The 12,143-nt window shown below is 68.8% G+C and carries 9 protein-coding genes; 5 read left to right on the top strand and 4 right to left on the bottom strand.

Going from position 1 to position 12,143, the window contains the following annotated elements; genetic code table 11:
* The first annotated feature begins 111 nt into the window (after positions 1-111).
* A complete protein-coding gene (gene cphA, locus ACSUZJ_RS14545) occupies positions 112-2,745 on the top strand; it encodes a cyanophycin synthetase (RefSeq protein WP_499409275.1) in 2,634 nt (877 codons plus the stop codon).
* 325 nt (positions 2,746-3,070) lie between these two features.
* Here cphA (ACSUZJ_RS14545) and cphA (ACSUZJ_RS14540) read toward each other — a convergent pair whose 3' ends face one another.
* The 4 genes from cphA (ACSUZJ_RS14540) to ACSUZJ_RS14525 all read right to left on the bottom strand — a co-directional run bounded on the left by cphA (ACSUZJ_RS14540) (position 3,071) and on the right by ACSUZJ_RS14525 (position 8,056).
* The gene (gene cphA, locus ACSUZJ_RS14540; RefSeq protein ID WP_499409273.1) at positions 3,071-5,662 is read right to left on the bottom strand and encodes a cyanophycin synthetase; all 2,592 of its coding nucleotides are present in this window, start codon (positions 5,660-5,662) and stop codon (positions 3,071-3,073) included.
* Positions 5,659-6,543 carry a cyanophycinase gene (locus ACSUZJ_RS14535; RefSeq protein WP_499409271.1) on the bottom strand — a complete coding sequence of 295 codons (885 nt, stop codon included), beginning with the start codon at positions 6,541-6,543 and terminating at the stop codon, positions 5,659-5,661. The genes cphA (ACSUZJ_RS14540) and ACSUZJ_RS14535 overlap by 4 nt, the downstream gene beginning before the upstream one ends.
* Before the next feature lies 1 nt (position 6,544).
* Entirely contained in the window at positions 6,545-7,459 is a 915-nt protein-coding gene (locus tag ACSUZJ_RS14530) for an isoaspartyl peptidase/L-asparaginase (protein WP_499409270.1), read from the bottom strand.
* Positions 7,460-7,579: 120 nt separating this feature from the next.
* On the bottom strand, positions 7,580-8,056 hold the full coding sequence (locus tag ACSUZJ_RS14525; protein ID WP_499409268.1) for a DUF2244 domain-containing protein: 477 nt from the start codon (positions 8,054-8,056) through the stop codon (positions 7,580-7,582).
* A gap of 235 nt (positions 8,057-8,291) precedes the next feature.
* Between ACSUZJ_RS14525 and ACSUZJ_RS14520 the strand changes: the two genes are divergently transcribed.
* From ACSUZJ_RS14520 to ACSUZJ_RS14505, 4 genes are all read left to right on the top strand, one after another.
* Positions 8,292-9,560, top strand: coding sequence for an Hsp70 family protein (locus ACSUZJ_RS14520; protein ID WP_499409266.1), 1,269 nt, complete (start codon positions 8,292-8,294; stop codon positions 9,558-9,560).
* A 23-nt stretch (positions 9,561-9,583) separates the two neighbouring features.
* Complete coding sequence (locus ACSUZJ_RS14515; RefSeq protein WP_499409264.1) at positions 9,584-10,231, top strand: 3'-5' exonuclease; 648 nt, start codon at positions 9,584-9,586, stop codon at positions 10,229-10,231.
* 21 nt (positions 10,232-10,252) lie between these two features.
* Positions 10,253-10,591: a hypothetical protein gene (locus ACSUZJ_RS14510; protein WP_499409262.1), complete on the top strand. Its 339-nt coding sequence runs from the start codon at positions 10,253-10,255 to the stop codon at positions 10,589-10,591.
* A gap of 75 nt (positions 10,592-10,666) precedes the next feature.
* Positions 10,667-12,139 (top strand): putative porin, encoded by a 1,473-nt coding sequence (locus tag ACSUZJ_RS14505; RefSeq protein WP_499409260.1) that lies wholly within the window; start codon positions 10,667-10,669, stop codon positions 12,137-12,139.
* Positions 12,140-12,143: the final 4 nt, after the last annotated feature.

Below are 12,143 nucleotides of genomic sequence, written 5' to 3'. Positions count from 1 at the left end.
TACGACCACAAGATTGTCGACGGCCGGTGCGCTTCCTGGGCGCACCGGCTGTCTCCGCATGACCGCAACACAGAACGTTACAAAGATATAAAGAACCATAGGGACATTCTCGTGCACATCCTCGAACAACGATTCCTGCGTGGCCCCAATCTCCACGCCGACACCCCCTGCCTGCTGAGCGTCATCGACCTGGAGGACCTGTACGGCGTCTCCTCGAAGGACATCCCGGGCTTCAACGACGCGCTGCTTGCCCTCCTGCCGTCCCTGCACGGGCAGCTGCTGCCGACCGGCCAGCCCGGCGGCTTCGCCCAGCGACTGCGCGCGGGCACCTATCTCGCGCGCGTGGTCGAACACGTGAGCCTGACCCTGCAGTCGATGGCCGGCCCGACCGTCGGCTACGGCCGCACCCGCCCGGCCAGCGGACGCCCCGGGCAGTTCCGCATCGTGGTCCAGTACCAGATCGAAAAGCTGGCCGAGCCCGCCTTCCAGCTCGCGGTCGACGTCGTCACCGCGCTCGCCCATGGCGAAGCGTTCGACATCGAACCGCGCCTGAAGGAGCTGCGTTCGCTCGGCTCGCGCTACGCGATCGGCACCAGCACCGCCGCGGTGCTCGCCGCCGCCCACGAGCGCGGCATCCCGACCCAGCGCATCACCGAGGACGCCAACCTGTTCCAGCTCGGCTGGGGCTCGAAGCAGAAGCGCCTGCAGGCCACCACCACCGGCGACACCAGCTACGTGGCGGTGAAGATCGCCAGCGACAAGCAGCTTACCAAGGCCCTGTTGCAGGAGGCCGGCGTGCCGGTGCCGGAAGGCGCCACCGTCACCAGCGTCGAAGAAGCCCAGCGCGTCGCGCGCCGCGTCGCCAAGCCGGTGGTGCTGAAACCCCTCGACGGCAACCAGGGCAAGGGCGTGACCACCAACTGCGCCACCCCTGAGGAAGTGGCGCGCGCCTTCGAGTTCGCGCGCCAGTACGGCCGCCGCATCATCGTCGAGCGTTTCGTCGAAGGACGCGACTACCGCGTGCTGGTGGCGGGCGGGCGGGTGGCGGCCGCCTCCTTTCGCCGTCCGGCGCACGTCGTCGGCGACGGCGTCAGCACGATTACCGAGCTGGTCGAGATCGAGAACCAGGATCCGGCGCGCGGGAATGGCCACAGCAACATCCTGACCCGCATCGCGCTCGACGCCCACGCCGAAGACATGCTGCGCCGCCAGGGCTATGTGCCCGATGCGGTGCCGCCGAAGGGGGCCGTCGTCGAACTGCGCAGCAACGCCAACCTGTCCACCGGCGGCACCGCCGAGGACGTGACCGACCTGCTGCCCGAATCGACGCGCCAGCTCTGCGTGCGCGCCGCCAACAAGATCGGCCTGGACGTGGCCGGCATCGACATCGTCTGCCAGGACATCTCCCAGCCGCTGGCGGAGCAGGGCGGGGCCGTGATCGAAGTCAACGCCGCGCCCGGCATCCGCATGCACCAGCATCCGAGCAAAGGCGAGCCGCGCGACGCCGGCGAGGCCATCATCGACGGCCTGATGGGCCAGTCGAACGGCCGCATCCCGCTGGTGGCCGTCACCGGCACCAACGGCAAGACCACCACCACGCTGATGATCGCCCACGCCGCGCGCGTCGCCGGCCTCGGCACGGGCGTGACCACCACCGAGGGCGTCTTCGTCAACGGCAAGCGCCTGGTGAAGGGCGACTGCACCGGCTACTGGTCGGCGCGCACCGTACTGTCCGCGCCGGACGTCGATTTCGCGGTGCTGGAGACGGCGCGCGGCGGCATCCTCAAGCGCGGCCTGGCCTTCGACCAGTGCGACGTCGGCGTGGTCCTGAACGTGTCGCCGGACCACCTGGGCCTGGACGGCATCGACACCATCGAGGACCTGGCGCAGGTGAAGGCGGTGGTGGCTTCGTCGGCCTCGCGCGCGGTGGTGCTCAATGCCGAGGATGCGCTGTGCGTGTCCATGGTGCGCCGCGCCAAGCCGGGCGCCGAAGTGCTGTTCTTCTCGATGGAAGCCGATAATCCCATCCTCCTCAAGCACCTCGAGGACGGCGGGCGCGGCGCCTATTTCCAGGACAACGCGATCGTACTGGCCGACGGCACCCGCCAGCAGGAACTGCTGCGCGTCGAGACCATGCCGTCCAGCTACGGCGGGCGCGCACGCTACAACATCGCCAACGCGCTGGCCGCCGCGGCCGCGCTGATGGCCTCCGGCTTCTCCAACATGCAGATCGCAGCCGGCCTGTCGACCTTTGTCTCGGACAGCAAGACCAACCCGCTGCGCACCAACGTGTTCGACGTGCGCGGGGTGACGGTGATCGTCGACTACGCCCACAACGCGGCGGCCTATGCGGCCCTGGCGGAAATGGCGCGCGCGCTGCTGCCGGGCCAGCTGGTGGGCATCGTCACCGCGCCGGGCGACCGCCGCGACAGCGACCTGGTCCAGATCGGCGAGATCTGCGGCGAACGCTTCGACGAGCTGGTCGTGTACGAATCGCAGAGCCGCGGCCGGCCTGTGGGCGGCGCGGTCGACCTGATCCTCGAAGGCGCCGAGAACGTGATCGGACCGTCGGACACCCTGCACCGCGAGATCGAGGTCGACAAGGCGATCCGCCTCGGCTTGTCGCTGTGCAGCCCGGGGGACGTGCTGGTGTTCGCCTGCGGGTCCTCGCTGCAGGTGTTCATCGATGCGCTGCGCATGGACGATCCGGAAAGCGCCGACAGGATCGCGGCGCAGGCGGCGTGATCGGTTGAGGAAGGTCGACGAAGATGGCCCCGGTTTCCGGGGCCATTTTTTTGCGCCGCGGACGGCACGCCGGGCAGGGTGGGGTGTGCGGCGGTACGACCGCGTGGACACAGGTGTCCACCCTACAAAGGCGGGTTTCGTAGGGTGGACACCTGTGTCCACGCTGTCTCACGGGCCGAAACCAGGCGCCCAGACCGCGAGCCCGACTCTGTAGGGTGGGCACTCGTGCCCACGCCGTCTCACCGCATGAAACCCGGCGCCCGTCCCGCGAGCCGCCAAAAAAAAAGCGGCCCCGCAGGGCCGCTTCCACTCTCACATCAAACCCTTATACCGCTTCCGCCTCGATCCGCTGCGCGATCTCCGGCTTGGTCGGGCGCAGCGCCTCGGTCAGCTCGGAAATCGAGGAGCCGCAGCCGAATACCAGCACGTCGCCCGGCTGGCACTGGGCCAGGCCGGCGCGGATCGCCTTGTGCACGTCCAGCTCGCACTGCAGGCGGTCGGCGGCGATGCGGCCCAGGCGTGCGCCCTGGACCAGCAGGGCGGCCACGTCGCCGGCCTTGCGGCCGCGGTTCTCGGTCTCGTACACCACCAGCTCGTCGAAACCGGCGGCGCAGGTGCGGCCGATGTCGACCAGGTCGGCGTCGCGCCGGTCGCCCGGCGCAGCAACGACACCCACGACACGGCCCGGCGTCATCGCGCGCGCCGTCTCGGCCAGGGCGGCATAGGCCGCGCAGTTGTGGGCGTAGTCGACGATCACGGTCACGCCTTCGACGTCGAAGACGTTCGAACGCAGCGGGTTGTGCTTGCTGTCGGAGACGAAGCTGCGCAGGCCGGCCACGATTTCGGCGTTGCCGAAGCCGGTGGCCGCCAGCGCCGCGGTCGCGGCCAGGGCGTTGGCGATGTTGTAGCGTGCGCAGCCGTTTAGCGAGACCGGCATCTGGCGCACGTCGACCAGGGCTTCGTGGCGCGCGCCGGTGGCCAGCACCACGGTGTTGTCCTGCAGGTAGACGCCGCGCCCGCCCGACTCGAGGTGGCGCAGCAGGACCGGATTGTCGGCGTCCAGCGCGAAGTAGAGCACCTCGACGTTGTGCTGCAGGTCCTGGGCCATCGCCACGCAGTAGTCGTCCTCGGCGTTGAGCACCACGGCGCGCGAGGCGCGCTGGGCCACCACGGCCTTCACCTTCGCCAGGTCCTCGATGGTGTCGACGCCGTCCAGGCCCAGGTGGTCGCTCGAAACGTTCAGCACGACCGAGACGTCGCAACGGTCATAGGCCAGGCCGCGCTTGAGGATGCCGCCGCGCGCCGTTTCCAGCACCGCGAAATCGACTTCCGGCGAAGTCAGCAGGGTGCGCGCCGAGCGGTAGCCGGTGCAGTCGCCTTCCATGATGCGCTGGCCGTCGATGTAGACGCCCTCGGTGGTGGTGACGCCGGTGCGCTGGCCGGTCAGGCGCGCCGCGTGCGCGATCAGCAGCGAAGTGGTGGTCTTGCCGTTGGTGCCGGTCACCGCCACCACCGGGATGCGGCCGTCGTCCTGGCCGAACAGGGCCTCGACGATGGCGGCGCCGGCGTCGCGCGGGGTGCCGCGGCTCGGGTACTGGTGCATGCGGATGCCGGGCGCGGCGTTCACCTCGATGATGCCGCCTTTCTGCTCGCGCAGCGGCTGCGAGATGTCCTGGCAGATCACGTCGATGCCGGCCACGTCCAGCCCGATGGTGCGCGCAGCGCGGATGCAGATGTCGCGGGTTTCCTCAGGCAGCAGATCGGTCACATCTTCGGCGGTGCCGCCGGTCGACAGGTTGGCGTTGCCGCGCAGGTCGACCGAGACCCCAAGCGGCAGCACGGAGTCGAAGCCGTAGCCCTGTTTGGCGAGGATGGCCTCGGCCAGGGCGTCCATCGGGATCTTGGTCAGGATGTTGGTGTGGCCTTCGCCGCGCGCCGGGTTGCGGTTCTCGACTTCGACCAGCTCGCGCACGGTCGACTTGCCGTCGCCCGTCACGCAGGGGGGGCGGCGCCAGGAAGCGGCGGCAATCTTGTTGCCGGTGACGAGCACGCGGTAGTCGCGGCCTTCCAGGTATTCCTCGACGATGACGTGGCGGCTGTACTTGCGCGCATGTTCGAAGGCGCGCTCGACTTCCTCGGGCGTGGAGCAGACCGTGGTCACGCCCTTGCCCTGGTTGGCGTCGAGCGGCTTGATGGTGGCCGGGCCCGAGAGGCGGCGCGCCACGCGCTGGGCTTCTTCCAGGCGGGTGACGGTGGCGCCGGCCGGGACCGGGCAGCCGGCCTGCTCGAGCAGGGTCTTGGTCAATTGCTTGTCGCTGGCGATGCCGACCGCGATCGAATTCGTGGCGCCGGTGATGGTCGCCTGCAGGCGCTTCTGGCGGCTGCCCCAGCCGAGCTGGAACAGGTTGGCCTCGTCGGTGATGCGCAGGGACGGGATCCCGCGGCGCTCGGCCGCCGAGACCACGGCGCCGGTGCTGGTGCCGATCGCATAATCTTCCGCCGTCTCGTGCAGGGCCTTGACGGCGGCCGCGACATCGAAGTCCTCGCCGCGCTGCAGCGCGCCGATCATGGCCAGGGCCACATCGAGCGCTTCGCCCGCGACCTGTTCGGTGCGGTAGCCGCAGACGGCGCGGCGCGCGTGGGGCTTGCGCGCCACCTCCAGGCTCTGGCTGAACGTGGCGGGGGCGCCGGCCAGGCGCTGCAGCTCCATCACGACGGGCTCGACGGCGTCGGCCGCGCAGCTGAGCGCGGCCAGGCGCGCCGAGGCTTCCGGCGACAGTTCCGGCAGCAGGGCGACGAGGCGCGCCACCAGGCCGGGCGCGGCCTCCGCGCCGGCGGTATCGATGACGGCCATCAGGCACGGGGCTGCGCTGTACAGGTTGGGGCCGCGCAGGAAGCGTTTTTCGATGATTCTCATGAGATCGGGTTCCGTTTCGTCACATTTTCCAAAAATTCTTGCAGCGAGCGCGACATCGGCTTCGCCTTGGTGTCGCCTTCTTCGGGCAGGTAGTACTTGCTGCCGGCGGGGAGCAGGTGCAGGCGCACGTCGATCAGCTCGGGCGTCGCGTGCTCGCGGATGTCGGCCATGTTGGTGTTCATCGTGCGTCCGTCGACCACGGTGACCGAGCCTTCGCCGAGCACCTGGATGCCACGCCCGCGCTCGATGACCAGGGCCGTGTCCTCGTCGATGCCGATGCCCATCAGGTAGGGGTTCTGGGCCACCACCGACAGCAGGCGCGCCAGGCGCTGGCGTTCCGAGAAGTGCTGGTCGATCACGACCTTGTGCACGAAGCCCAGGCCGGCGCCGAGGCTGACCGCGCCTTTTTCCGGCAGCAGGTCGGTCTTGCCCTGGGCCAGCATGTGGCCGGACATGGCCGAGGCGCCGGCGCTGGTGCCGCCGATGCAGGCGCCGCGCACCTTGAGCGCGGTGTGCATCTCGGCGTCCAGCGTGGTGCCGCCGATGATGGCCAGCAGGCGCTTCTGGTCGCCGCCGGTCATGAAGATGCCGTCGGCCTCGGCCACCATCCTGACCTTCTCTTCGTCGTTGGCGTCCTGGCGCGAGTCGAGGCGCAGGTGGGCGCGCTGCTTGACGCCGAGGTCGCCGAAGGCCTTGTCATAGACTTCCCACATCTCGTCGGCGATCTGGCTGGCCGCCGTGATGACGACGATGCGGGCGTTTTCGCCGCCCGCCAGTTCGACGAAACGGGTCAGGATTTCCTTGTCGTGCTTGCGGTCCTCGCCACCGCCGATGATGACGAGGTGGCCGTGCGCTGCGGTCTGGTGCGGTTCCGTTTTCATGTTATTCGACGATTTTCCCGGTTGGCATATGGGTATTGCTGCAGGAAGCAGCTTCGGTTCTGGTGACGGCAATCAGGCCGGTGTCGGCATCCTTGTCGATCAGGTCGATGCCGCGCTGCAGCGCCTGCTGCAGCGGCATGCCTTCTTCGATGTAGCCGTAGACGGTGCGCGCCAGCATGTGGCGCACGATGTGTTCGCCGATGCCGGTGGCGGCCACGGCGCCCAGCGGGCCCGCATAGAAGCCGCTGCCGACGATCGCGGTGTCGCCCACGCGGCCCAGCAGGGAAGGGGCCGAGCCGCCGGTCGAGCCGGCGACCGCGAAGTGGCCGTCCGGCGTGCGCACGACGGCGCCCACCGTATCGTGGGCGGCGCCCTTCGGCAGCTGCAGCGGGGTCTTGTAGTTCCAGAAGCGCTCGAACATGCGGTTGTCGATGCCGGGCATGAGCGGCACCGAGCCGGCCAGTTCCTTGAGCAGCTTCTCGTGTTTCTCGCGCTGGCTGGCGCTGACCGGCCTGGCGGCTTCGAGGCCGAGGGCGCGGGCCAGGCGGTCGGCGCCTTCGCCCATCAGCAGCACGTGCGGGGTGTCGGCCACGGCGCGCGCCAGCAGGATCGGATTGCGCACGTCGCGCACGCCGGCGATCGCGCCCAAGCGTCCGCGCGTATCCATGATCGAGGCATCCATTTCGATGGTGGCGCCGTCCAGGCACAGCACCGAGCCGGTGCCGGCATTGAAGCGCTCGTCCTCTTCGAGCACCAGGACGGCGGCGATGGCCGCATCGAGCGCATCACCGGTTTCGAGAAATTTCTCGTGTCCGCTGCGGGCTGCGTTTTCGCAGCCGTCGGTATATTCCAGCGGTTCGCCGGCGCCACCGTGCGTCACGATGGCAAAGCCCTGCGGCTTGTGAGTGTTCTGCATCTTCCCCTCTGGTTGTCTTGCCTTTGCGCTTGTGACGCTTGGCATATCTGATAGAGGATTATGCAAAACGGGATAGAAAACACCTATCGGTAGCGCAGCCGTGTGGATGTAAGAGGAAACTTACATCGGAGACAACTTTTTGAGGGTGCTCAAGGCGCCTCCGCCGCGCAGGGCCTGCTTCAATTCCTGGGCTACCTGGACCCGTATCGCTTCCGAGACATAGGCGCCGATCGTCACCTGGGCGCCGTGCGATTCCAGGTGGATCAGCTTGCGCGTGCGCGGCTCGGGCGGCAGCACGCGCAGCCAGGTCGGATCGAGGCGGATCTCTTCGCGCCGCCCGGCATCGATGCGCTCGATGACGAGCGCACCTTCGGTGAGGGCGATGGTCTCGACATCGAGGGCATGGCGGGCGTAGTGCAGCAGCGCCAGGCCCACGGCGGTCATCTCGACCAGGGCAAAGGCCAGCACCATCCAGATGCCCTGCAGCAGGAAGACCAGGGCGATCCCGAAGGAGGCGCAGCAGAGGAGGGCGTAGAAGGCCAGCGACTGGCGCGGCGTCAGCGAGCAGTTGCGCTTGAGGGTCCAGCGGCGCGCCATGGCTCATGCTCCCGCAAGGGTGCGGCCCGCCTGGGCGCGGCGGGCGTCGGTGACGGACGAGCGGCAATCTGGCATGGCGGTCATCGCATGGTTTCCCTGGTTGCCACGATTATAGGCAGGACGGCAGCGGCGGCGGCGCGAGCCTGTGCGTGTCTGTCATGCAACGCCTGCGCGGCCGGGTCGCCAGACGGGCCCGCTTCTGGTAACATACCGCCCCTTCCAAAGAAAGGCAGACATGACGAACGCATGCGGCGTCGACTTCGGCACCTCGAATTCCACGGTGGGCTGGATCGGCACTGGACATCAGCAAGCAAGCAGCCAGCGCACGCTGCTTGCCCTCGAGGACGGCAAGCCGACGCTGCCCTCGGTGGTATTCTTCAACGCCGACGACGAGGAAGTGCGCTACGGGCGCGCGGCGCTGGCCGACTACCTGTCGGGCTACGAGGGCCGCCTGATGCGCTCGCTCAAGAGCCTGCTCGGCACCAGCCTGATGGACGGGCAGACCGAGGTGGCTGGACGCGCGCTGCCGTTTCGCGTGCTGCTGGCCCAGTTCATCGGCGAGCTCAAGCGCCGCGCCGAACGCCAGGCCGGACGCGCTTTCGACAGCGCCGTGTTCGGCCGCCCGGTCTTCTTCATCGACGACAACCGCGCCGCCGACCAGCTTGCCGAGGACACCCTGGCCGAGGTGGCGAAGAGCGTGGGCTTTCGCGAGATCGCCTTCCAGTACGAACCGATCGCCGCCGCTTTCGACTACGAATCCCAGATCGACCGCGAGGAACTGGTCCTGATCGCCGACATCGGCGGCGGCACCTCGGACTTCTCGCTGGTGCGCCTGGGGCCAGAGCGCGCCGGCCGCACCGAGCGCCGCGACGACATCCTCGCCACCGGCGGCGTGCACATCGGCGGCACCGACTTCGACAAGTACCTGAGCCTGGCCACCGTGATGCCGCTGCTCGGCTACGGCAGCCAGTTGCGCTCGGGCGCCGACGTCCCGTCGAGCTACTACTTCAACCTGGCCACCTGGCACACGATCAACCAGGCCTATACCCGCAAGAGCATCGCCCAGCTCGCCGACCTGGTGCGCGACGCACGCGAGCCGGCGCAACTGCAGCGCCTGCAGCACCTGATCGACGAGCGCGCCGGCCACTGGCTGGCGATGCAGGTCGAGGCCGCGAAGATCGGCCTGTCCGACCACGAGACGGTCACGCTGGAGCTGGAGCGCCTGGCGCCGCCCCAGAACCTGCCGGTCGAACGCCCGCAGTTCGAAGCGGCGATCGGCGGCCTGCTCGACAGCATCGACGCCACCGTGCTGCGCCTGCTGGCCGACGCCGGCGTCGCCCCGGACGCGGTCGACACCGTGTTCTTCACCGGCGGTTCGAGCGGCGTCGGCCTGCTGCGTGCGCGCGTCAAGGCGCTGGTCCCGGGCGCCCGTGCGGTCGAGGGCGACCTGTTCGGCAGCATTGGCGCGGGCCTGGCGCTCGACGCGCGCCGCAAATTCGCTTAACTTCGGCTGACAAAGGGAAGACCATGCATATCTTCGAACGTCCCATCGTGATGCTCGACTTCGAGACCACGGGCCTGTCGCCGGCAATGGGCGATCGCATCACCGAGGTCGCGGCCCTGCGCATCGAGGGCGGGCGCATTACCGAGCGCTATGTCTCGCTGGTCAACTGCGGTGTGCGCATCCCGGCCTTCATCACGGGCCTGACGGGCATCACCCAGGAGATGGTCGACACGGCGCCGCCGGCCTCGCGGGTCGTGCCCGAGCTGCTCGACTTCATCGGCGGCGACACGCTCTCGGCCCACAACGCCAGCTTCGACGAGAAGTTCCTGCTCGCCGAGAGCGCGCGCCTGGACCGCGCCTGCGGCCACGCCGGCCTGGTGTGTTCGCTCAAGCTCTCGCGCCGCGTCTTTCCCGGCATGGCCAGCTACAAGCTGGGCCAGCTCTCGCGCCAGCTCGGCATCGCCTTTCGCAGCGCCGCCCACCGGGCCGAGGCCGACGCCGAGGTGGCGGCGGAAGTGCTGATCCACATTGGCCGCCACATCGGTTCTTCCTATGGGCTGACCCAGGTCGCGCCCGACCTGCTGGTGAGCCTGAACCGGCTGGCGGCGGCCAAGGTGCCGGGCTGGCTCGATAAATACGCAGCTGAAAAAAAAGCTACTCAAATTAACTGATCGCATTACAATGCCGGCACCATGATGCGCCGTTGTATTGTCCATGTGCTGCTGTCGCTGCTCCTGCTGGTATCCCAGCAGATGGCCTTCGCACATGCGATGTCGCACTGGACCGGCCGGCTGGTCTACGCGCCGGTCGCTGCCGGCGAAGACCGCGAGCTCTCCAAGGCCCTCGCCCAGGACCAGAGCTGCAACCAGTGCCTGGCCCTGGCCCAGCTGGCGACGCCGGTCGGCAGCACGCTGCGCCAGTTCGTCCCTCTTGAGCTGCAGACCGAAGTCGTCGCCGCGCGCGCAACGCCCCAGGCTTTGCCGCGCACCGTTTGCGCCTTCCACTCCCGCGCCCCGCCTTCCTTCGTCTAGAGCTTGCCCCTGGCCCCGGGTCGTCCGCGCTTGCCGGACGCGCCGGTCTATCTCTATTCGAACCGGAAGAACACGATGTTCAAAAATACCGTTCTGTCGGCGGCGATCGCCGCCGCTTTTGCACTGCCCCTGTCCGCCAGCGCCGCGGACACCAAGGAACTGGACGCGATCCGCGAACAGATCCGCGAGATGAAGGAATCCTACGAAGCCCGCCTGCAGGCGCTCGAACAGCGCCTGCAGGATGCCCAGGCCGCCGTGGCCGAGGCCCAGAACGCCGCCGCCGCGGCGCAGCAGCAGGCCGCCGCGGTGGTCCCGGCCCCGGCCGCCGCACAAGCCGCATCGCCGCAAGTGGCGGCTGCGCCCGCCGCTCCTGCGCCGGCCGCTCCTGCGCCGGCCGCCGTGGCCTCGTCCGCCGGCGGCGTCGCCCAGCGCGACAACAGCTTCAACCCGAGCATCGGCCTGGTCCTCGGCGGCACCCTGAGCAACCTCCAGCGCGATCCCGGCACCTACCGCTTCGGCGGCTTCATGTCGCCGGAAGGCGAGGCCGGTCCGGGCAGCCGCAGCTTCAACCTGGGCGAATCCGAACTGACGATGTCGGCGAACATCGACCCGACTTTCGCCGGCCAGATCACCTTCGCCCTGAGCGGCGAGAACGAGGTCGAGGTCGAGGAAGCCTATGTGCGCACCCGCGAACTGGGCGGCGGCATCAACGGCAGGGCGGGCCGCTTCCTGTCCGGCGTGGGCTACCTGAACGCCCTGCACAGCCACACCTGGGACTTCGCCGATGCGCCGCTGGCCTACCAGGCCTTCTTCGGCGGCCAGTACAAGGTCGACGGCGTACAGGCGCGCTGGCTGGCGCCGCTGAACACCTTCCTCGAACTGGGTGTGGAGCTGGGCAACGGCCGCGCCTTCCCCGGCAACGACCGCAACAAGAACGGCGTCGGCGCCGCCAGCGTGTTCGCCCACGTGGGCGACGACATCGGCGACTCCTCGAGCTGGCGCGCCGGTCTTTCCTACCTGCGCACGCGCGCCGACAAGCGCGAATTCGAAGACGAAGGCGTGCTGAATGCCTTCTCCGGCCGCTCGACCATGTGGGTCGCGGACGCCGTCTACAAATGGGCGCCGAACGGCAATCCGACCCAACGCAATTTCAAGCTGCAGGGCGAATACATGCGCCGCAAGGAAACCGGTTCCCTGGCGTCCGGCGAGCTGGCCGACGCGTATGCGAGCACCCAGTCCGGCTGGTACCTGCAGGGCGTCTACCAGTTCATGCCGAACTGGCGCGCCGGCCTGCGCTACGACCGGCTGTCCTCGGGCACCCCATATATCGGGTTGGTCGAGAGCGGAACGCTGGGCCTCGCGGCCTTCCCGGCCCTCGCAAGCTACGCGCCGAAGCGCGCCAGCGTGATGGTCGACTACGGCCCGTCCGAGTTCTCGCGCCTGCGCCTGCAGTTCGCGCGCGACGAGGCGCGTCCTGGCGTCAGCGACAACCAGGTCTTCCTTCAGTACATCATGAGCCTGGGCGCCCACGCGGCGCACGCGTTCTAAGGAG

The sequence above is a fragment of the Telluria sp. B2 genome (genome assembly GCF_051789535.1).
GTDB lineage: Bacteria > Pseudomonadota > Gammaproteobacteria > Burkholderiales > Burkholderiaceae_D > Telluria.
This window is presented reverse-complemented; position numbering and strand designations above follow the sequence as displayed.

Excerpts from the sequence above, each read along its gene's own strand:
- ACSUZJ_RS14525 (WP_499409268.1), bottom strand. The coding sequence starts at position 8,056 with ATGGCGCGCCGCTGGACCCTCAAGCGCAACTGCTCGCTGACGCCGCGC.
- cphA (WP_499409273.1), bottom strand. The coding sequence starts at position 5,662 with ATGAGAATCATCGAAAAACGCTTCCTGCGCGGCCCCAACCTGTACAGC.
- ACSUZJ_RS14530 (WP_499409270.1), bottom strand. The coding sequence starts at position 7,459 with ATGCAGAACACTCACAAGCCGCAGGGCTTTGCCATCGTGACGCACGGT.
- ACSUZJ_RS14515 (WP_499409264.1), top strand. The coding sequence starts at position 9,584 with ATGCATATCTTCGAACGTCCCATCGTGATGCTCGACTTCGAGACCACG.
- ACSUZJ_RS14520 (WP_499409266.1), top strand. The coding sequence starts at position 8,292 with ATGACGAACGCATGCGGCGTCGACTTCGGCACCTCGAATTCCACGGTG.
- ACSUZJ_RS14510 (WP_499409262.1), top strand. The coding sequence starts at position 10,253 with ATGATGCGCCGTTGTATTGTCCATGTGCTGCTGTCGCTGCTCCTGCTG.
- ACSUZJ_RS14535 (WP_499409271.1), bottom strand. The coding sequence starts at position 6,543 with ATGAAAACGGAACCGCACCAGACCGCAGCGCACGGCCACCTCGTCATC.
- ACSUZJ_RS14505 (WP_499409260.1), top strand. The coding sequence starts at position 10,667 with ATGTTCAAAAATACCGTTCTGTCGGCGGCGATCGCCGCCGCTTTTGCA.